This is a genomic window from Vibrio sp. J383 (assembly GCF_023503985.1).
Lineage (GTDB): Bacteria > Pseudomonadota > Gammaproteobacteria > Enterobacterales > Vibrionaceae > Vibrio > Vibrio splendidus.
In genome coordinates this window covers 3140553-3163258 of record NZ_CP097293.1, presented here as the reverse complement: position 1 = coordinate 3163258, position 22706 = coordinate 3140553, and the positions used below count along the sequence as shown (strand labels likewise).

Below are 22706 nucleotides of genomic sequence, written 5' to 3'. Positions count from 1 at the left end.
TTTTGGCTCAATGAAAAGGATATTCATATTGCCTAAAAGCGAAAGCTTTAATAAAGATATCATTGTAATTTCTGCCCTTTGGCTAGTTTGTGCCATAGTGATATTTTTTTATAAGTGGGAAAGCGTTTCAATACTCAACTTGAATGACAATGACGATTATATGCGTTTTGTTCAGTTTCAAGAGTGGATGAAGAACGGGCATTGGTACCTAGAGCCGATGAGTAATTTCAATGCCGCTGATGGTATTATTATTCATTGGTCTCGATTTCCTGACCTAATGCTATCTTTAGTTGCTTTCCCATTGCTATTTATGGTTGGCGACAGTGTTGCATATGCAATTTCAATGTCTATTGTTCCTTTGCTCTATTTATTATTGTATGCGCTATCATGCTTTTATCTATGCGAACATTATTTTGGAGAGAAGTATCGATTTGTCACTATGATGTTTGCTATTTCCTCGCCTTCAATTATTCATTTCTTACCCGGTTCTATTGATCATCACAATATACAACTTATATTAGCAACACTTTTTCTGTCATTAACACCTATTACTATTCGTAATCTGAAACAATCATGGCGTGTTTACGCTCAATCTGCTTTTCTGTCTTTATCGTTGTGGACAGGAATGGAGAATATATTGTTATTTATGGCTTTCTTTGTAATTTATACGGTTTATTACAGTTTTGTTCATAAAGGATGGTTTGGTTATATCTCCAAGCTATACCTAACTTGTACTTTTTTTTCTGCTTTTGCTGTCTTATTGAATAGACCTTACGATGAATTTTTTGTTTTTAAATATGACGAAGTATCATTTATTCTCATCATTCTTTTCCTTAGTGGTTGGGTGTTTGTTAATATTTACAATCGATTGACTAATGATGATATGAGCTTAAAACAAAGAATATTATTGTTTGTTTCCCTTGGTTTGTTGTGTTTATTTCCGGTTGTGATCCTTTATCCCTCACTGACCAGTGCTTTGTTTATTGATTACCCACCGATACTTAAGCTGTACTGGCTAGATCAGGTCACCGAGGCCAAATCTGTAGTTGGTTATATAGCAATTAAAGGTTTCTTTTCTGTCGATAACTATGCCTTACTATTGGTACCCGCTATTCTATACCCAGTTTTAAGAATTAAAAATCACCACTGTACTATATTGTATATCATATTTGTTTTTAATTTAGTCCTTGCGATATTTTGGCAAGTTAGGGTGATAAGGTTGTGTTTTGTTTTAGCTGCACCTTTTCAAGCATATTTTATTATTAAGCTGTCTGAATATGTAAGACTTTCGATATTAAAAATAATCATTATTTTTTCTGGATCACCGTTATCGGTAGCATTTTTCATTCTTGTATTGTCTCCAACGGGTGAGATTACCACAACCTTTGATAGTGAATACAAGTCACCCAATATATTTAAAGTACTAAAAGATAAAGGTATTAATTCACATACGATCCTTTCAGGAATAGAAACGGGTGCACCTGTATTGGCTAAAACGAACAACAGTATAATCGCCGCGCCTTATCATAGAAATATTGTGGGTAACCAATTTTTAATCGAAGTGATGTTAGAAGAGGACATGCTTCTAGCAAGAAACAAAATAGTCGATAAAAAGGTTGATTATATATTGATCGGTAATGATCCTCACTTATCTCTCCTCAAGAATACTGGAAGCGAGGACTCTTTAGTTAGAAGGCTTTATGGAGATAACATTCCTGCTTGGCTAGATGTTACATACGATGGAATTGAGGATGGTTACCGAGTTTTTAAAGTAAGGAGTGAGCATGAATAAACAGAAAGTAGCAATATTACTCCCATGTTATAACGAAGCCGGAGCCATTGGCGAAACGGTTACCTCTTTTCAACAAGCCTTACCTGATGCATACATTTATGTTTACGACAATAATTCAACCGACAACACGGTCAACGAGGCGTTACAAGCAGGGGCGATTGTGCGACATGAGCCTCGCCAAGGTAAAGGGGAAGTCGTGAGGCGGATGTTCTCTGATGTTGAGGCTGATGTTTATGTGATGGCTGATGGCGATGACACTTACGATGCGTCAGTGTGCCCGGTGTTGATCGAGCAATTAAATAATGAAAAGCTCGATATGATTATTGGAAGTCGCGAGCGCTCTTCTGGTGCATATCCTAAAGGACATATCCTTGGCAACAAGATGTTTTCATCACTGATTAACTTAGCATTCAATGCACAATTGAATGATGTATTTTCTGGCTATCGAATTATGAGCCATCGATTTGTCAAAACCGCACCTATCTTCAGCGATGGCTTCCAAATAGAAACAGAACTCACCGTGCATGCGTTACACCATAATATGTCCATTAAAGAAGTCTCAACTCAGTACCAATCTAGGCCGGAAGGAACCGCTAGTAAACTGAACACCTTGAGTGATGGCTTCAAGATCCTCAACTTTATCTTGTTCTTATTGAGAGATGTAAAACCAATGTTTTTCTTTGGCGTGCTCTCGATATTGCTTGGTCTTATTTCATTGAGCTTAGGTATTCCCGTTATTGTTGAATTCGTTGACACGGGTTTAGTGGCAAGGCTACCTACAGCTGTTTTGTCTAGCTCAATAGCTTTGATCGCTGTGATGTCTTTTTTCTGCGGTTTGATACTCGATAACGTATCACGAGGTAGGCGAGAGATGAGAATACTCTCTATTTTAAGATTTAAGGACGATAAATAATTAGGCTGAGGTTTTTGGCCAAGGGAGCTGCACTCGAGTGCTTGAAGTGCTTGAAGTGCTTGAAGTGCTTGAAGTGCTTGAAGTGCTTGAAGTGCTTGAAGTGCTAGGTGGAGTTGCAATTGTATAGCTGCTGCTGTGATGACGATTTTGATTAAAGTAAGAAGTAGGCGACTAGCTCCCCTACCTCTTACTCTCAATTATTACTTAGATTGCGAGACCGGTAATCGCACCCAATAACATGAAGATCCCCACTAAACCTACAATCGGCATCTTCACGGTTTTCAATAGCCAAACACCAACAATGATCAGAGCGAAGTCTAAGCCGCTACTCACTGCACTTGTGAAGATGGGTTGGTATAGAGCCGCAAGTAATAAGCCGACTACAGCCGCATTCACACCTGTAAGCGCCCCAGCTACTAGAGGCTTACTCGCAATTACCTGCCAGTTCTTCAATACACCCAGTAGCAGCAAGAAGCCCGGTAAGAACACCGCAATCGTTGCGAGCAGTGCCCCTGTGATCGGTGCTGATGGCATTAATACATAACCTAGGTAAGTGGCTAACGTAAACATCGGTCCCGGTACGGCTTGCGCTGCGGCATAGCCTGTTAGGAAGGCATCTTGAGACAGTTGGTCACCAATGCCATTCTGTAGCAACGGAAGAACCACGTGACCGCCACCGAATACCAAGCTGCCTGCTTGGTAGAACAAGCCAAATACTTCAATGCCTTGAGAGTAAGCACTGAATAGAGGCAGACCAACCAGTAAAGCAACGAAAATCACGAGTGGTGTTAACGATATCTTGTGCGTCGAAGGTGCTGTTTTTAATTCGTGTGAGGTTAAAAATTTGCTGCCAATGATTGCTGCAAATAGGAGCACTAAGACTTGAGGCCAGATCCCAGGAATCAAAAGTAGAACAATCGCGGTGATCACACACAGTGCTGTTGCTACCTTTGATTGGCAAAAGTTTTTGTACATGCCGAAAGTGGCGTCAGCTACAACCACGACCGCGAGTAACTTAAGCCCGTGGATGATTGAAATGAAAAGCGGTGCTTCCAACAACTGGTTGCTCACTAAGGCCAATATCAACATTAGGATGACAGAAGGGGAGGTGAAGCCTACAAATGCGGCAATCGCACCGGTTAAGCCACCTTTTTTGTAACCAACCGCAAAGCCAACCTGACTTGAGCCTGGACCCGGCAGAAATTGACTGAGGGCGACAATTTGCCCGTACTCTTCGTCGGATAACCAATTCAGTTTCTCAACAAAGGTTTTACGGAAGTAGCCAATGTGTGCCGCTGGTCCACCGAAGCTAATCCAGCCAAGCCAGAAAAAGGTTTTAAAAATTGAAAGCATGATCGATTCCAGATAAATGTTTAGCGTAATTTAGGTGGAGTTAAACTATGATTCAAATTAATTGTTTTAATTATAATTATGAATGATATGGGATTGATTTGTGGCTGATTTTAACTGGAAAGGAATTGATCTTAACTTATTGATTGCACTGCAAGCTCTGTATAAAACCAACAGTGTTAGTAAGGCGGCTGAACGTTGTTATGTCAGCCAATCTGCGATGAGTCATAGCTTACAAAGATTGAGAAAGCTGTTTGATGACCCTTTGTTTGAGCGGGTCGGTAGCAAGATGGAAGCGACCGACCGAGCGATTGAATTATCAAGCACCGTCGATGCCTTACTCAATACCATTCAGTCAGAAGTACTGTTGTCTAAATCGTTTGATGTAGCAACCTATAAAGGCACTTGGAAGATCGGACTTACCGATTATGCAGAGCAGATGTTCGCTCCAATGTTGTTTGATCTTATTAAGCAATCTTCGCCTTATTCTCAAGTGACGTTATTCAATGTCAATCGAAGCAACTATCAACAAGTGTTTGAAGACGCTAAGCTCGATATCGCGATCGGTAGTTTTGGTGAGGTACCAAAGCCTTATCGAACAAAGCATTTGTATACAGAGCAACATGTGTGTTTGTTCGATCAGTCGGTTTTATCTATTGAACAACCAATGTCTTTAGATCAGTTTGTATCTGTAGAACATGCATTGGTTTCTCCTGCGGGGGCTCTAAAAACGGGTGTTGATATTCGATTGGCTGAGCTAGGTTTCAGTCGAAAAGTCGCTATATCTTCAAGTAACTTCTTGACAGTAAAACGATTAATTCGTGGTCGAGAGTTGTTGTGTATTGTTCCTCGGCTCGTGGCGCGTAATGATATTGATACCGAAGATACTTTACTGGCGGTGAAACCACCTATCGATGTTCCAGACTTTGATATACAGCTTGTCTATCGCAAGGCAAAGCATCTAGATGATAAAAATAAATTACTTAGAAAGTTGATTGCTAAAGCTATTTCATCTGTGATTAGTGACTAAATTTATGAGCTGTGATTTGACGTTAAGTTTGTCCAAATTATCCCTAAAAAAATCCGGTTAATTACTAGAACGTGACTATACTTAATTTACGACTCAAAGCAGTCGTAAAGAATAGGCTTTTTGATTTACCTAAGTAAAAAAATGGTTATATCCTCATGATATAGCTTAAAAAACTACCAGGCTAAACGGACTTAGTTGGTCTTAAAGCGCTAGCTCCCCCTAGCGCTTTTTCTTTTATGTCGATTCTGGCAAAAGGGTCTGAATCCTTTTTAGCAGTTGCTCGATCTCTTGTTTTTCATAGTGAGCCGTCACCTTAGGTTGGCTGCTTTCTCTTGGGAGTAATGCCGTTTCGATATGGTGCTGCAGTAAAGCATCTTGTGAGTTCGCGTTGAGCTTCTCTGCAAGTACCACTGCTTGTCGGCCAATCGTGGTGAAGTCCTGTTTGATGGTGGTCAGTGGTGGATTAAAAAATGCACTGTCCTCGATGCCATCAAAGCCGACGACAGCAACCTTATCAGGGACCGGTATCTGCAGTTCTTGCAGTGCACGTAAAGCTCCCAATGCCATCTGATCACTTGCCACTAACACGGCATCAAATACGGCTTGTTTAGAGACAGCTTCTCGAACGCCAAGATAACCACTTTCTGCTTGCCAGTTTCCTTGATATTGATACTGCACCTTACTCTCTGCATCTGATAACGCGGCTAACCAACTTTGATGTCGAATCTTTGAGGCGCTGGATTCGTTCGGACCAGTGATTAACAGGAAGTCCGTTCGTCCGCTCTCAAGTAGATGTTGAGCCGCCAGTTTTGCTCCTTCCGCATGATCACCGCAAACATAGTTCACTTGGCTGTTAGAAGGGACATCAATGAAGATTAGGTTGAGGTGCTGATATTGTTCCACTAACAATTCTGCATCGGTACTCTTTAATGGCACATTCAGAATTATGCTGTCGACCTGTTGAGCCATCAGTTCACGGATTGCCTCACGGGTATTCGCGAGATTGGGCTCGGCAACAACAGAGAAAGCAACGCCATAACTCATATCATGAGCCTGCATTCGCACGCCATTGGCGATCATTGCTGCGCCATGCAGTGCCATATCGAGCGTGACTAAGCCAACGCTGGTGGACTTGGCTCGACTGAGCATTTGAGCACCTTTATTGGGTACATAACCCAGTTGCTTTATGGCAGCGTTAACCTTGTTGCGGGTGGACTCCGCGACGTCTTGTGAGCCATTGGTTACTCGAGATACCGTCTGGGTGGATACCCCTGCCAGTTTTGCTACGTCTTTAAAGGTGATACTCATCGCTCTGCTCATCGAATATTTTAGAGTGAAATAAGCCTACCGAAATTTACCAAACTAAACTCTACTCACTCTCAAATAAATGTCTTTTAAAACATTAAAAATGTTTCCGGAAACAGTCGATCTTGTGCAAGTTTCTCGAATGTTAAAGCCAATTTACATCACGATTTTGTCGGTTTTGGATACTAATTTGGCGTGATGGGTTCACTATTATTTCTATATCATGTTTACGAAAACAATAGAGATTAGTAATGAACGAATTTATTCACTTAAAGAGTAAAAATCATAGTTTGATCATTAAATCAGGGCGCGTTCCAGAGGTTTTGCATTGGGGGGCAAAGATCGCAAGTATTGATGAAGATCTTCTGCTTTCGACAGAAAGGCCGATTTCTCAAGCTCGACTTGATGTGGATGTGCCACTTTCTCTTTGCCCTGAGTTAGGCAGTGGACACTTTAACGCTCCGGGTATTGAAGGTCATAGAGAAGGGCTTGATTGGGCTCCCGTCTTTAAGACCGTTCGTTACGATGCTCAAGATCAAGAAGTGAGTTTTTTCCTTGAAGACAAGGTTGCTTTACTGGAGCTTAAGGTTGAGATCAAACTGGATTTCGAATCTGACGTCGTTCAAAAGCGTGTAACCGTCACCAATAACGGTAGCAATAAATACTACCTGAATAAGCTTTCTTCTACGTTGCCATTGCCGAATCATGCCAACGAACTCATGACGTTCCATGGCCGTTGGTGTCATGAATTTCAAACGCAACGTCAGCGTTTTGAACACGGCGGCTTCATGCAAGAGAACCGTCGCGGTCGTACTTCACATGAAAACTTCCCTGGCATGTTTGCAGGCACTCAAGGGTTCTCAGAGCAGAACGGTTTGGTGTGGGGATTTCATTTGGGTTGGAGCGGTAACCACCAAATGCGCGCGGATGTTCGTAGTGATGGCCGCCGCTTTGTTCAAGCGGGAGAGTTATTGCTACCGGGTGAATCGATTCTAGAACCAGAGGCTACTTATCAGACACCTTGGCTCTATGGCTGTTACAGCAATTCTGGCTTGAACGGTATTGCTCAGCGTTTTCAGCAATTTGTTCGCGACAATATTATTCAATTTCCAACTGATAAACCTCGTCCCGTTCACTTGAATACATGGAAAGGGATCTATTTTGATCACAAGCCTGACTACATCATGAAGATGGCAACGGAAGCGGGCGTGATGGGCGTTGAACGTTTCATTATTGATGATGGTTGGTTTGTGGGGCGTGATGGTGAACGTACCGCACTGGGCGACTGGTATTTGGATGAGGTGAAATATCCAAATGGCTTAGAGCCTGTGATTGAACATGTAAACCAACAGGGTATGGAGTTTGGGTTGTGGGTTGAACCTGAGATGGTTAGCCAAGACTCTAATCTTTATCGAAACCATCCGGATTGGGTACTTGGACTACAAGGGTATCATCAACCGTCTGGTCGTTGGCAATACGTGTTAGACCTACAAAATGAAGCGTGTTTTAACTACTTGTATGAACGCCTCAATGCGCTGCTGACTCGGTACAACATCACTTACCTTAAGTGGGACATGAACCGAGAGTTGGTTCAACCTGGGCATCAAGGTAAGGCTGCGGTGCATGGTCAAACTAAAGCACTATATCGCCTTGTTGATGAGTTGAATCGAGCGCACCCAGAAGTCGAGATTGAATCTTGTTCTTCGGGCGGCGGCCGTATCGATTTTGAAATTCTAAAACGAACACATCGTTTCTGGGCATCGGATTGTAATGATGCCTTAGAGCGCCAAGCCATTCAGAAAGGCATGAGTTACTTCTTCCCACCAGAAGTGATGGGGGCGCACATTGGCCCAGCAGAATGCCACTCAACCAACCGTCGTCACAGCATCAATATGCGTGGTGTAACTGCACTCATGGGGCACATGGGTGTTGAGCTTGACCCTGTTAAAGAGTCACCGGAAGAGAAACAAGCATTCTCACATTACATTTCACTGCATAAGCAATTTCGTCATGTTTTGCATTCTGGTCGTAGTTTCCGAATGGATCCTTCGGACAAAAATCAGAATATTTATGGCGTTGAAAATGACGATGAAATGCTGATTACCGTGTGCCAATTAGCGATGCCTGAATATGCTCTGCCTTCTCCACTTCGTATTAGCTGTGTGGAAGACAACGCGATGTATCAAGTGAAGTTAGTGGACATGCCAAAAACCAGTTTCCAGTTGATGAAACAACGCCCTCAATGGCTCGACAAAACGTTAACCCTGAGTGGCGATAACCTCAAGGAGATTGGATTGACCTTACCGATTCTAGACCCAGAGTCAGCCTTGATTGTTCATCTGAAAAAGATATGAAGCGCTAACTCTGAGTCCCCTACAAATAAAATTCTAAATATAAAAATATAATCGGCAGCGAGGAATTGCTGCCGCAATAACTAAACTTAAGGAAAACAAAATGTCTATTACAGTTCTGCTGTCATTCTTGTTATTTACTGGTTTTGTTGTCGCGTTTACCTACAACAAAGTTAAAAATGACAAGAACACCTCACAAGACGGTTTCTTTCTCGGTGGAAGAAGCTTAACCGGTGGTTTGATTGCCAGCTCCCTAATTTTAACCAACTTGAGCGCGACTAGCTTTGTTGGCATGAGCGCACAAGCCTATACCCACAACATGAGTGTCATGGGTTGGGAAGTAGCGTCTGGTGTCACCTTAGTGATCATCGCTCTGATGTTAGTACCGCGTTACCTCAAGCAAGGGATCACGACGATTCCAGACTTCTTAGAGAGTCGTTACGACATGTCGGTGAAGAAGTTTGTGACGTTACTTTTCTTGTGCCAGTACGTCATCAATATCTTGCCAACCACACTTTATGCCGGTGCCGTTGTTCTCGGTGAGATCTTTGATGTTCAAGCTCTGCTTAATATTTCAGAATTCAGCTCGATAGCCTTAATTTCAGCGACGATCGGTCTACTTGGTTTCTTTTACGCGATTTATGGTGGACTCAAAGCGGTTGTGATTGCCGATACTATTAATGGTGTTGGTCTTATTATTGGCGGCTTGATGATCCCTGTTTTTGGCTTGATGGCTCTAGGTGATGGCAGTTTTGGGGCTGGCTTAGATACGCTGTTGTACGCTGCGCCAGAGAAACTGCAATCGGTCGGTACTGAGACCGATCCACTGCCGTTCTCAACCTTGTTTACCGGTCTTCTACTTGTGAACCTTTACTACTGGGGGACGGATCAATCAATCATCCAGCGTGCATTGGGTGCTAAGAACTTAAAAGAAGGTCAGAAAGGGGTAATCCTTGCTGGTGCAATTAAGGTTATCTCTCCGCTGTTCCTAATAATTCCTGGCATTATTGCATTCCACATGTTTGGCGCAGATGCTGGTAATCCAGACACCATGTACACGCGCTTGGTAAACGAAGTATTGCCTAAACCATTAGTCGGTTTCTTCGTTGCGGTGATGTTTGGCGCCATCCTAAGTACGTTTAATGGTGTGCTTAACAGTTCGACCACTCTCTTTGCATTGAATGTCTACAAGCCTTTGTTTGGCCAAGGCAAAACGGATGAAGAGTTGGTGGGTAAAGGCCGTATCTTCGGCGTTGTGATCGCGATTATCTCGGTATGTATCGCACCATTCATCATGTACGCACCAGAAGGTTTGTTCCAATACCTACAAATGGTAGCGGGCTTCTTCAGTGTGCCAATCTTCACTATCGTGTTTGTGGGTTACATCTCTAAACGTGTGCCAGCTCTAGCGGCTAAAGTGGCATTGGTGGTATTTGTAAGTTCATACGCTGCGATGCAGTTAGTGTTCAAAACACCTATTCACTTCTTACACCAATTGGCGATTCTGTTTGTTGTATGTACGGCGCTGATGTTCATTATTGGTTACTTTATGCCACGTGAAGATGATTATGTGATGCCTGTAAATGAAAACATTGATGTTACGCCTTGGGCGTTCCGTTTCGAAGCTTCGGCTATCATTCTCTACATGGTATTAGGTGCGTACGTGATGTTCTCTGATGTTGGTTTTGTCTCGGATGATCCAACCATTATGCAAGTCTACGGTGTGTGCGGCATTGTGATGCTGTTTGGTATTGCAGCACGCTTAGCAAAGCGTAAGAAAGCACTTGCGACCGCGTAGGTGAGTTCGATTCATTAAAAACGAAAACGCCGCTCCTTGAAAATAGGAGCGGCGTTTGTCTATCTGATGAAGATAAATGTAACGCTAAACTCATGTTCTAGAATGAGAATCGAATCCATTTCTTTGCTCGCCAACGATACGCCATGATGATTCCTCGGAACCATTCGTCCATCGCGATAGCCATCCAGGCACCAAATACACCGTAGCCCCAGTGCACACCAAGCAAATAGCTCATTGCAACCCCAATGCCCCACATGCTCAATACTCCCATCTTTACAGGGAACTTAATGTCGCCTGTCGCTTTTAGACATGAGATGAAGATCAGGTTAAAAACACGGCCAGCTTCTAACAAGATTGACCCGGCAATAAGTAATGCAGCAAGGGCGATGATTTCAGGATCTTGAGTGAATAGATCTAGGATCTCAAAACGGAAAATATAGACCATACAAGTTATGCTAGTTGAGGCGATGAAGCCAACCACAAAGTAGCGTTGTACCCGGCTCGTAATTTCATCTATCCAGCCCTTTCCAATGTAGTAGCCTGTTTGAATTTGGCTCCCTTGGCCGATAGCTAAAGCAAACGCAAAAGAGAGACGTGCGATGTTTTGTGCATAGGTGAACGCCGCCAATGACGAGGTTCCCATCTGCACTATGAAGAAGGTAATTGTGATTTGCGCCATGTTGTAAGACAGTACCTCACCCGCATTCATTGAGCCGATCTTAATGATTTTTTGATAGATAGCTTTAGGTACGGATTTGAACTGCTTAAGAGGTAAGTCTATTCCTTTATTTCTTACAACACCGATTAAGATCAATAGGCCAATCATTTGGCTAATGACCGTTGATGCAGCAACGCCTTGTACACCGTACACTGGTAGGCCAAAAGGTTGGTACAACACGCAATAGTTACCCAGTACGTTAATAACACCTGCTATTAAGTTGATGATCATCGGTGACTTAGAGTAGCCATGACTGCGCAGAATCGTCGTTAGCACAACGCCAATCGTCACGTTAAAGGTGAGAGCACCGCTGATAAATAGGTACTCTTGAGCGTATTGTTCCACTTGAGCTTCAAGTTGATAAAGAGGGATAAAATACTCAGCGCCAAGAGTGGCGATAATGCTCAGTAACAGGCCTGTAATGATGGCTAATACAATACTCGCCACACCCACATGAGCGCTCTCTTCGTCGCGAGAAGCACCGTTGTATTGCGCGATTAATATGCCAGTTCCACTACTGACCATGGTCGAGACGATGATCAGGAAAAAAGATATCTGAGAGATAACACCAACGGCAGACACGGCTTTGTCTGAGTATCCAGATAGCATGAAGACATCACTGGTGTTGAGGGCTGTTCTTAAAAGAACTTCGATAAAAATTGGCCAGGTGAGCGCAACGATTCCCATGCGTTTATTTAGGGTGGAATCAGCAGTAGGCATTTAGGTTTTCTCAAAAGGGGGTAGGCGACACTATAGTTTAGCGATTATTTAGTAAACGACTATCAAATTAATGTCCGGATAGCTATTAAGGGTAAATAAAGTTCGAATAAGCCTTCAGAGGCCAACATTTAAGTGTGAGTTATGAAACTTTTGAGAGATGTTTCATAAGGTAAAGAGGAATAAAGTGGAAGCGTTTAACGACTAAAAAGTGGCACAAGAAGTGAGTTTGAAATGAAGCGGTAAAGCGAGCAACATCAGCTAGCTTTACCGTTTTTAAACGCTTAATTAATTCTCTGCCCTTCAGCATCAAACAGATGACAATCTTTTGATGAGAAATTTAGATTGAGAGACTGATAGCGAGTGACCTCTTGATCTCCGGGCAGATGAACTTTAAAGCTGTCTACACCACAAGACTGACCAAACATATAAGTGCTGTTGCCTAGCCTTTCTACGACCTCACTCTGGAACTCAATGGTGATATCCGACTCGCCATTAATCTCTAAATGTTCAGGTCGAATACCGAGAGTGAGTTTTTGCCCTTCTGCAAGGCCATCACTTGGCAGTGGTAGAGTAATTTTACTCGAGCCATTTACGGTCAGTTGAGCATGAGTCTCAGAGATGTTATTGACCAAACAAGGTAAGAAGTTCATTTTCGGGGAGCCAATAAAGCCGGCCACAAACTCATTTTGAGGAGAGTGATACAGTTCGAGTGGCGAACCAACTTGTTCAACTCGGCCATCTCTAAGTACGACTATTTTGTCGGCAAGCGTCATGGCTTCCACTTGATCGTGCGTTACATAGATCATGGTATTTTGCAGATCTTGATGTAATTTGGCGATTTGTAAGCGCATATCGACACGGAGTTCTGCATCTAGGTTAGACAAAGGTTCGTCGAATAAGAACACTCTCGGGTTACGAACAATTGCTCGACCGATAGCAACACGCTGACGTTGTCCACCCGAAAGTTCTTTAGGTTTACGCTTCAATAAAGGATCTAGTTGAAGCGTTTTCGCTGCACTGGTGACTTGTTTCTCGACGACTTCTTTAGCAACACCGTTCATTTTCAGGCCAAAGCCCATGTTTTCTTCAACCGTCATATGCGGATAAAGGGCGTAGGACTGGAATACCATCGCCACACCACGCTCGGCAGGATCGACATCGTTAACCAGATCATCGCCAATATGGATCTCACCTTCAGTAATCTCTTCCAAGCCAGCAACTAAGCGTAAGAGAGTTGATTTACCGCAACCAGACGGTCCAACGAATACTACGAATTCGCCGTTACTTATTTCTAGATCAACACCATGGATCGTTTGAACATCACCATATCGTTTGATGACCTGTTTTAAGCTGATATCAGCCATGCTCTCTCCTTGCTTCGTTGGACTGCATCTCTTTGCCTTTAAAACATACGCTTTCATCAGAAATTTGTTAGGTGCCTCGCATGATTTATTGACCGTGGTCATATAAATTTGGCGATCTATACTGATTTTTGTGGAAACGTTTACAAAAATAAAACATAACTGTGCGCAATGTTATCAATAAGCCTAATATTTGAACGTAATTACTATAAATGCTGCATTGCTTGATTAAATTTAGAAACCTAGGTGGAAATTAATCAAATAGTAAATGAAGCTTTTAATACAAGGAATTTCGGGAAATGGAGCAATCTGTGAAAACGATATACCCAGAAAATCGCATCCCATCGGCGAAAAAGAAAAGGCGCATTAGTTCTAAGGTGTCGCCTTGGCTGTTTTTGGCGCCAGCCATCGCTATCTTCTCTCTCTATGTTATCTACCCCATCTTGGACAGTATCTGGCTGAGCTTCTTTGAGTGGGATGGGTTAGGCGAAAAAGAGTGGGTGGGGCTTGAGAACTATCGTGAGCTTTTTGACTCAGATGCTTTTTATACTTCGTTAACGAATAACTTCCTTTGGTTGATTTTCTTTATGCTTGCGCCACCGTGTGGCTTGGCGATTGCCCTTTTCTTAAACCAACAAGTGAAAGGCATTCGTGTCGTTAAATCCTTATTTTTCTTCCCCTTTGTTATCTCTCAAGTGGTGGTTGGTCTAGTGTTCTCCTGGTTCTATGACCCTTCATTTGGCCTTTTCAATATGGTATTGGGTGCGTTCGGTTTTGAGCCCATATCAATACTCGCTGACGAAGACTATGTCACCTACGGAATCATTGCCGCTGGTCTATGGCCACAAATCTCTTACTGCATGATCTTGTATCTCACTGGGTTGAATAACCTCGACCCAGAGCAATTAGAAGCGGCGAGACTGGATGGTGCAAAGAAGTGGCGCATGTTGTGGTACGTGGTGTTGCCTCAACTAAGACCCGCGACGTTTATTGCTGTGGTCGTGACCGTGATTGGTGCCCTACGTTCTTTCGATTTAGTGGCAACCATGACGGCGGGTGGACCTTGGGGCAGCTCGACGGTACTGGCGTATCAAATGTATGAAGAGTCTATCTTTAATTATCGAATGGGTTACGGTGCGGCGGTTTCGGTGGTGCTGTTTCTGATTATGGATATCTATATCGCTTACTTCTTGTGGCGCATGTTAAGGAGTGAAAAATAATGTTTCCGCAACCAATTCAAAAAGCCGGTCGCTTTACTAATATCAGCTACCGAGTCGCGTTACCTATCTCGATCGTGATGTGGTTGTTACCGCTTATCGCCGTGATGATGACGTCGATTCGTTCGATGGATGACATCAACAAAGGTAATTACTGGGGCTGGCCGAGCGAGATTCAATTCATAGAGAACTACACCCAAGTTTTTACCTCGACCTCTATGGGGCAGTACCTAATCAATAGCTTGATCATCACACTGCCAGCGGTCGCAGGGGCTGTCGCTCTTTCGACTTTGGCTGGGTATGCCTTGGCGAAATACAACTTTAAAGCCAACGTTTGGATCTTTGCGATGTTTATCGCGGGCAACTTTGTTCCGTTCCAAATTTTGATGATTCCAGTGCGTGATTTAACGATTGGACTTGGCCTTTACGATACCCATTGGGCATTGATTTTCTTCCATATCGCTTTTCAAGCCGGATTTTGTACCTTGTTTATGCGTAACTTTATCGTCGGGATCCCAGATGCCTTGATCGAAGCGGCGCGTGTTGAAGGGGTGAGTGAATGGAAAATATTCTGGCATGTGGTGCTGCCTTTGGTTCGCCCTGCATTAGCTGCGCTAGCCGTGTTGGTGTTTACCTTTATTTGGAACGATTTCTTCTGGGCACTAGTACTGGTTCAGAGTGATGACGTTCGCCCTGTGACTGCGGGGTTGAGCTCACTTCAAGGCCAATGGCTGGCGTCTTGGCAGTTTATGTCGGCGGGTGCTGTAGTCGCGGCTATCCCACCGGTTGTGCTGTTTTTTACCATGCAAAAGCACTTTATCGCAGGTCTGACATTAGGTGCGACCAAAGGGTAAATAACGAGATAAGAATCGATACACGAATCTAGCAATAGCGACGGCTTTAGTCGTTATTGCTACCGACATCCCGAATGGATGAATCATTGAAGAGTAACTAAAACACGAACCACCCTACGAGAGAAAACAATAAGAATTGGACTTAGAGAGCTTAGCTCCATAACAAGGACCTCAATATGAAATACGTGAAACATATCGCTGCCTCTGCAGTGCTCGCTGCCTCCATGTCTGCAACATCGTTTGCAGGCACCTTAGTCATCAACTCAGATGCTTCTGATCCAGCGCCAAAAGAGGCGTGGGGTGAGATCATTAACCGCTTTGAAAAAGAAAACCCAGATATTACGGTCAAGTACAACTTGTACGATCACGAGTCGTACAAAACAACGATTCGTAATTGGTTGGTCACTTCGCCGCCGGACGTGGTTTTTTGGTATGCGGGTAACCGAATGAAAGCCTTTGTTGACCGCGGCCTGTTTGAAGATGTTAGTGATATTTGGACTGACAACAACATGAAGCAAGACTTTGCGTCAGCCGCACCTGCAATGACGGTAAATGGCAAGCAATTTGGTGTGCCATACACGTATTACCAATGGGGTATCTACTACCGCAAAGACATTTTTGAACAGTATGGAATTGCTGAACCTAAAACATGGGATGATCTGAAATCGGCATCGGCAACGCTGAAAGAAAATGGTGTGGCACCGTTTGCGATTGGCACTAAGTACTTGTGGACCGCTGCAGGTTGGTTTGATTACATCAACATGCGTACTAACGGCTTGGATTTTCATATTCAGTTGATGGAAGGCAAGGTGTCATATTCTGACGAACGTGTGAAGAAAACCTTCGCTAACTGGGCTGAGCTTGTTGAGCCTGGTTACTATCTAGAAAATCACGCCTCTTATTCTTGGCAAGAAGCTCAACCTTTCTTGTACAACGGTAAAGCGGCGATGTACCTGATGGGGAACTTCATTACGCCAAACTTCCCTGCTGAGTTAGATGGCAAGATGGATTTCTTCCAATTCCCTGTCATCGACCCAAGTATTCCGATGTCAGAAGACGCGCCAATGGATACGTTACACATTCCTTCTAAAGCAAAAAATAAGGAAGATGCTCGTAAGTTCTTAGAGTTTGTTGCTCGCGCTGAAAACCAACAGCTGATCAATGAGATGCTGTTGCAAATTCCGACCAACAATAAAGCCAAAGCCAAGTCAGATCCGTTCTTAGATAAAGGTGTAGCAATGCTCGCTTCTACCGATGGTACGGCTCAGTTCTATGACCGTGATACCGATCCTGCGATGGCCAAAGAGGGCATGAAAGGTTTCCAAGAGTTTATGGTTCACCCTGACCGAATCGAAAAAATCTTGAAGAAACTCGATAAGGTGAGCAAGCGTACCTTTAAGTAATATCTCAATAGCCGCAGCGGTTCAGGCTGCGGCTTTCTTTTGTCTCTCTAGGGATTATTGCCAGTGCTGATTCGTTGGTGTTCGTCATGTTTGAATGTTATGGAGCACTGAGTATCACTTGCAATGATTCACTTTGAACGGTTTATCGTAAGGAACACTCCATGAGAACTTTCTCTCAAATCATCTCTGCCCGTGAATGGGAAAACCAACACATCACTCATCATAACGTTGTTGAGGCTCATGCTCCTTTGAATGGTTACACCTCGTTGGCTGAGGCTGTGGGGAAGAACTCGTCACGCACCTTGTCTCTTAATGGGGTTTGGAAGTTTCAGCTGTTCGGTTCGCCTGAGTTGGTCTGCGAAGAGTTTGTCTCTGAACATTTTGATGATTCCTCGTGGAAGTCGATCACAGTGCCAAGCAACTGGCAGATGCTTGGCTTTGATAAACCGATCTATACCAATGTGAAGTATCCTTTCGCTGATAACCCTCCCTTCGTCCCTAGCGATAATCCGACAGGGCTCTACCGAACTCATTTTAACTGCATGGAACCGGAGCTATTAGATACCCATAGGCTGACCTTTGATGGCGTGAATTCTGCATTTCATTTATGGTGCAACGGCAAGTGGGTTGGTTATTCGCAAGACAGTCGATTACCGGCTGAATTTGACCTGTCTGAATACTTACAAGCAGGCGAGAACACGCTCGCAGTAATGGTGCTGCGTTGGTCTGATGGTTCCTATCTTGAAGACCAAGATATGTGGTGGCTCAGCGGCATATTCCGTGATGTGACTTTATTGAGAAAGCCCAAGGTCGCAATCGAGGATGTTGGTATTGAGACGCAGCTAGATGCTTGCTATCGCGATGCGGTTTTAAATATTTCTACGAAAATAACCAAGCACAGCAATGATGTAGAAGGCTGCGATAAGCTGAGAGCTGAACTTTATGATGCTCAAGGACTGTTGGTTTGTGAACCTCAAATCGTGGGCTTTGGTGAGCGAGTTGTGGATGAGAAAGGGCCTTGGTCTGAAGTCGCTGAACACCGCATTTCAGTGGTGAATCCGAACAAGTGGAGTGCCGAGTCACCCTACTTATATCACTGTGTGGTGTCATTGCTCAATGAACATGATGAGCTTGTCGATTGCGAGGCTTACGATGTCGGATTTCGATGTGTTGAAATTACCGATAGTTTGCTCAAAGTTAACGGTAAGCCGTTGCTGATTCGTGGTGTGAATCGCCATGAACATCACCCTGAATTGGGTCACACCATGACTCGTGAAGGAATGATTCAAGACATCAAACTGCTCAAACAAAATAACTTCAATGCCGTTAGAACTGCTCATTATCCGAATCACCCATTGTGGTATGAATTGTGTGATGAGTATGGCCTGTATTTGGTTGATGAAGCGAATGTGGAAACCCATGGTCAGTTTCCGATGTGTCGACTGTCTAATGATTCGTCGTGGTTGAATGCGTACATGAGACGAATGACTAGGCTAGTGGAGCGCGATAAAAACCACGCCAGCGTGATCATTTGGTCATTGGGTAATGAGTCGGGGATAGGTCGTAATCACCATGCGATGTATCAATGGGTGAAACAAACTGATCCAACACGCCCGGTTCAGTATGAAGGTGGCGGGGCAGATACAGCAGCGACCGATATTTTATGTCCTATGTATGCGCGTGTTGATTGGGATTTACCTGTTGTTGAGAGTCAACCTGAAGTCACTCCTAGAGTGGGTATTCGTAAAGCCATAGCTCTGCCGAACGAACAGCGCCCGCTGATCTTGTGTGAGTATGCACATGCGATGGGCAATAGCCTCGGTAGCTTCGACAAATATTGGCACGCTTTTCGAGATAATCCTAGATTGCAAGGTGGCTTTATCTGGGATTGGGTCGATCAAGGGATAACCAAAACCGATTCGAGCGGCAAACAATATTGGGGCTATGGTGGTGATTTCGGCGACGAGATTAATGATCGCCAGTTCTGCATTAATGGTTTGGTATTCCCAGACAGAACGGTACATCCAACGCTGCATGAAGTGAAAAAGGCGCAACAGTTTTATCAGTTCAAACTGGTGTCTGCATCACCACTGGTGATTGAGGTACACAGCGAACACCTATTTGTGACCAGCAGGGTTGAAACGTTGAATTGGACGGTTACCCAGAATGGTGTGGTCACGTGCGACGGTTGGATCGAATTGATGGTTGGTGCGGACGAGAGTGTCCAGATAGAGCTTAACGGTGTGACTATTCCTCATACGGCCAATGCGCTTAATTACCTTAATCTCGAAGTGGTATTAAATGCCAATACTGCGTGGGCGAATAAAGGCCATGTGACGGCGATTGAACAGCTTACCTTACCCACTCAGCCGCAATTGATGTTGGATGCCAACCTATCTCAATTTCCACCGAAAGTGACTGAAACCGACGCGCTGCTGACGGTGAGTGGTGATGCTTATCAAGTAGAGTTTGACAGATTATCTGGGACATTAGAACGCTGGAAAATCAAAGGGGTGGAACAACTTGCTAGTGGCCTTCGAGATAACTTTTATCGAGCGCCATTAGACAACGATATCGGTGTTAGTGAAGCAAACCGCGTCGACCCCAATTCATGGATCGCACGCTGGCAGGCGATGAGGTTAGATAGGCTCACTCCTGAGTGTATCGAATTTTCAGCCATTACTCAGAAAAACGGGGTGTCGGTGACGGCAATCATTGCCCATACAGTGGAAGATCAAGTTCGTTTATTGTCGACGTGGCGGTATCAATTATTTGCCGATGGTGAGGTCAAATTAGATGTGGATGTGCAAGCGGCGAAAGGTTTGCCGTCTCTGCCACGAGTCGGTTTTGAGTTTGCTTTGAAGCATGTGCCTGATGGGGTGGAATGGCTTGGTCGTGGGCCACACGAAAACTACCCAGATCGAAAAATGTCAGCCCATATAGGGCGATATCAACAGAACATTGAACAAATGCATACCCCGTATATTTTCCCTTCTGATTGCGGCTTGCGTTGTGATGTTCGTGAGGCAAAAGTGGGAGCATTTGAACTGCAAGGAGACTTCCATTTCTCAGTCAGTCGTTTTGGGTTACAGCAGCTACAGAAGGCAAAGCATACTTGTGACTTAACCGAACAAGAACAGCTGTTTGTTTATGTCGATGGCTTCCATATGGGTGTCGGCGGCGACGATTCATGGACGCCAAGTGTTCATGATGAATACAAATTATTGAAAGAGCATTACCATTATCAGGTGCGCTTCTATTGTGGTGAGAACGGTTAAAGTGCAGCGAACGGTTAAAGTACAGCGAATAGAGTAAAAGGATCATAGTAGGCCAAATAGTCTAAATGCTTGTTTGTTCGATTATTTGGCTTCAGATATAAAAAAGGCACTCAACATAACGCTGAGTGCCAAAGCCTGAAATTTGTTAATTCGCAGTATCTTATTGAACCGGTGTATTAATGAATCTCAGAGGACAGATAAAAAGGTTCGATTTACTCTGCGTCAGTAAAGAAATCGTTGTAAAGCATGTACAAGTGAGCCGCACTCCAAGAGAAGTTTGGTGCGCCTTGTTGTTCGCCGGTTAGTGGGTTGTAGTTTTCACGGATTGGACCGTCTTGAACTAATCCATCGGCGTGGTCAAAGAACGCACCTGCCATTTCAATCGCATCGTCACGGTAGCCGTAGCTATCCATGCCTTTTAGGCCGAAGTAGAATTGATCTACCCATACACGTCCACGCCAGTAAATGTCTGGGCCAAATGCAGGGCTAGAAAGCGCTGCTGTGCCTAGTGGAACGTAGGTATTGAACTCTTCTGTATCTTTCATTACAGAGACAACTGCATCAGCGTTAGCTTGAGTGGCAGCAGCATTGAACAATGGTGACCAACCTTCAGGGCCTTTACCACGCTCTACAATCGGTTTACCTGCACAGCCGTTGGCTAGTGGTTTGTCTTCGATACGAATGTCGTAGAAGAAGTTAGTGCCTTCGTCGAACATACAAGTGTTGATGTAGTTCGATAGGTGCTCTGCTTTTTCACGGAACTCTTTCGCTTCTGCGTCTTTACCTAGGATGTCAGCCATTTCTGCTAGGTACTTGTTATCGCTGTACATGTAGCTTGCTTGGTCGACAGATTCTTGCAATAGCGAGTAGCCTAGCAGTGTGCCATCTTCAGCGCGGTTTTGAGCGAACTCAACATCCCAATCGCTGCGCTTGCCGCCGTTCGCGACATACGCATCTAGCTGATCTTTATCGATGAAACCAAATGCGGCTGCATCGTCACGACCTGACTCCCAAGACGCGGCTGTTTGCGCTGGGCTCTCGATGTAATCGTAGTTACCTTCAGCAATCACTTTATCCAGTGCAGCTTGGCCTATAACTGTCTCGTGTTTATCGCCACGAACCACGGTGAAGTACATTTCACCTTCCGGTGTGTTGTGTGCTTTATCACGTGCTGCGCCGTATTCAGGTACGCCGTTGCCGTTGTTGTCACGGTTGCGCAGCCACCAATCGTGGTATGCCACTAGCTTTGGATACATCTCTTCGAGCCAAGCTTCATCGCTGGTGGTCTTATAGACTTCCATTACTGCCCATGCTGCTAGGCTTGGTTTGGTATTGCGTTCATTCCAGTTACCGCCATCGCCGCCACGTTCTGGACTTAGGTTGTAAGCGAGTAGATCGGGCACGTAACCTTCATCCCAAGGACGAACGGCATCGTCAGCCTGAATTTGGTAAGCGAACATCGCGCGAATGTTGTCTTTTGCTACATCTGGGTTGAAGTGAGCCATTGCGTAGGCTTGTTTCCATGTGTCCCACGGCCAAGTTTGATTGCCCGAAAACCAACGCGCCGTCACTGATGGTGTTACAGAGTCAAACTCCATCGCACCTGCAGCGCCACGCCAGTTACCGTTTAGGGTTTCCATCGCTTTAACCGCAACACGCTCTTGCTCTGGTGTCGCGTTCGGGTTGGTTAAACCCATCTCAAGATAGCCTTCCCAACGTTCTGCTGATGCTGCTAAGAAGTCGGTAGGGTTTGCCATGATCTTTTTGATTTCAGGCTGTTCCGCTTGGGCTTCTTCTGCCGTTAGAACATGTGAGTATGTGGTGTAGATAGTCGTCGATGCTTCAATGTTTGCCGTTGAAGTAAACGCTAAACCATCAACCGTGGTTTTCGTTGGAATCGACTTGTGAACTTGGTATTCAGACTCACCAGAAGTCAGTAGATCCCATGTCGAACGAACCTTACCGAAGGTCACCTTTAGGCCATCGTCGGTTGCGACGATTTGACGGTTATACTCAGGGTAAGTTTCAGCGATTGTTTTGTCGGTTTGTGCCACGCCTTCTTTGGCGTGCGTCTTTTCTAGCAGTTCACCATCCCACACCAATTCAATCGGTGAGTCGGTAGTGATTTTGGTTTCTAGCAGAGAGGTACGGTTTGAAGCAAAACGCATCGTCATTTCTACGGTCACATCGTCAGATTTTAGCGTCTGAACCAATGCGCCCGGTAGGCTGTAAGCTTCCATAGTGAAAGCCACTTTTTTGCCGTCTTTGAACACGCTTAGGCGGTCGAAGTTATCAGCCATGAAGTTGATGTATTCTTCGGTAAGCAGAGCTGTACCTGGGAATCCGCCCATGCCTTCTGTGGTATCTGGCAACAGGTGACCGTGCCATGCTCCTAGGTCGAAGAATGGGTTAAAGCGTTGGTGGTCATCGAAGTCGTAGTCACGCATGTATTCAGGTGAGCCAGTACGGTCGATAACATTCTTAAATTCGTTGGCTTGCAGTTGTTCTGTGTCAGAGCCTGAGCCAGAGATTGAGTTTGAAGCACAACCAGTAACGACAAGGGCTGCACCGATAGCGAGAGCTGCGAATGATTTATTCAGTTTCATGATCAATTCC

At 44.4% G+C, this 22706-nt stretch carries 14 protein-coding genes; 9 read left to right on the top strand and 5 right to left on the bottom strand.

Annotation, left to right across the window (positions count from 1 at the left end):
- Nucleotides 1-10 precede the first annotated feature (10 nt).
- Nucleotides 11-1792, top strand: a complete 1782-nt coding sequence (locus M4S28_RS14130) for a hypothetical protein (protein ID WP_249631993.1) — start codon at nt 11-13, stop codon at nt 1790-1792.
- A complete protein-coding gene (locus M4S28_RS14125; protein ID WP_249631992.1) occupies nt 1785-2705 on the top strand; it encodes a glycosyltransferase family 2 protein in 921 nt (306 codons plus the stop codon). Before M4S28_RS14130 ends, M4S28_RS14125 begins: the two co-directional genes overlap by 8 nt.
- Before the next feature lie 204 nt (nt 2706-2909).
- Here M4S28_RS14125 and chrA read toward each other — a convergent pair whose 3' ends face one another.
- Entirely contained in the window at nt 2910-4058 is a 1149-nt protein-coding gene (gene chrA / locus M4S28_RS14120; RefSeq protein WP_249631991.1) for a chromate efflux transporter, read from the bottom strand.
- Between the two features lie 100 nt (nt 4059-4158).
- Here chrA and M4S28_RS14115 point away from each other — a divergent pair, with 100 nt between their 5' ends.
- On the top strand, nt 4159-5085 hold the full coding sequence (locus M4S28_RS14115; protein WP_017080750.1) for a LysR family transcriptional regulator: 927 nt from the start codon (nt 4159-4161) through the stop codon (nt 5083-5085).
- A gap of 234 nt (nt 5086-5319) precedes the next feature.
- On the opposite strand, the gene M4S28_RS14110 is transcribed toward M4S28_RS14115, so the two are convergent.
- Nucleotides 5320-6393, bottom strand: a complete 1074-nt coding sequence (locus M4S28_RS14110; RefSeq protein ID WP_249631990.1) for a LacI family DNA-binding transcriptional regulator — start codon at nt 6391-6393, stop codon at nt 5320-5322.
- 248 nt (nt 6394-6641) lie between these two features.
- Between M4S28_RS14110 and M4S28_RS14105 the strand changes: the two genes are divergently transcribed.
- On the top strand, nt 6642-8744 hold the full coding sequence (locus tag M4S28_RS14105) for an alpha-galactosidase (protein WP_249631989.1): 2103 nt from the start codon (nt 6642-6644) through the stop codon (nt 8742-8744).
- 100 nt (nt 8745-8844) lie between these two features.
- Nucleotides 8845-10539, top strand: coding sequence for a solute:sodium symporter family transporter (locus M4S28_RS14100; protein WP_010436271.1), 1695 nt, complete (start codon nt 8845-8847; stop codon nt 10537-10539).
- A 97-nt stretch (nt 10540-10636) separates the two neighbouring features.
- Here the strand turns inward: M4S28_RS14100 and M4S28_RS14095 are convergent, their stop codons facing one another.
- Together M4S28_RS14095 and M4S28_RS14090 are read right to left on the bottom strand one after the other, a co-directional pair.
- Nucleotides 10637-11977: an MATE family efflux transporter gene (locus M4S28_RS14095; protein WP_016767622.1), complete on the bottom strand. Its 1341-nt coding sequence runs from the start codon at nt 11975-11977 to the stop codon at nt 10637-10639.
- A 281-nt stretch (nt 11978-12258) separates the two neighbouring features.
- Nucleotides 12259-13341, bottom strand: a complete 1083-nt coding sequence (locus M4S28_RS14090; protein ID WP_249631988.1) for an ABC transporter ATP-binding protein — start codon at nt 13339-13341, stop codon at nt 12259-12261.
- 296 nt (nt 13342-13637) lie between these two features.
- Here M4S28_RS14090 and M4S28_RS14085 point away from each other — a divergent pair, with 296 nt between their 5' ends.
- The 4 genes from M4S28_RS14085 (at nt 13638) to M4S28_RS14070 (ending at nt 20090) form a co-directional block, all read left to right on the top strand.
- Entirely contained in the window at nt 13638-14558 is a 921-nt protein-coding gene (locus tag M4S28_RS14085) for a carbohydrate ABC transporter permease (RefSeq protein ID WP_004734436.1), read from the top strand.
- Nucleotides 14558-15409, top strand: a complete 852-nt coding sequence (locus M4S28_RS14080; RefSeq protein WP_004734435.1) for a carbohydrate ABC transporter permease — start codon at nt 14558-14560, stop codon at nt 15407-15409. The genes M4S28_RS14085 and M4S28_RS14080 overlap by 1 nt, the downstream gene beginning before the upstream one ends.
- Nucleotides 15410-15585: 176 nt before the next feature.
- Nucleotides 15586-16812, top strand: a complete 1227-nt coding sequence (locus tag M4S28_RS14075) for an ABC transporter substrate-binding protein (protein WP_249631987.1) — start codon at nt 15586-15588, stop codon at nt 16810-16812.
- Nucleotides 16813-16973: 161 nt separating this feature from the next.
- Nucleotides 16974-20090: a beta-galactosidase gene (locus tag M4S28_RS14070; RefSeq protein WP_249631986.1), complete on the top strand. Its 3117-nt coding sequence runs from the start codon at nt 16974-16976 to the stop codon at nt 20088-20090.
- 212 nt (nt 20091-20302) lie between these two features.
- Here M4S28_RS14070 and ygjK read toward each other — a convergent pair whose 3' ends face one another.
- Nucleotides 20303-22696 carry an alpha-glucosidase gene (gene ygjK, locus M4S28_RS14065; RefSeq protein WP_249631985.1) on the bottom strand — a complete coding sequence of 798 codons (2394 nt, stop codon included), beginning with the start codon at nt 22694-22696 and terminating at the stop codon, nt 20303-20305.
- Between the last annotated feature and the right edge of the window lie 10 nt (nt 22697-22706).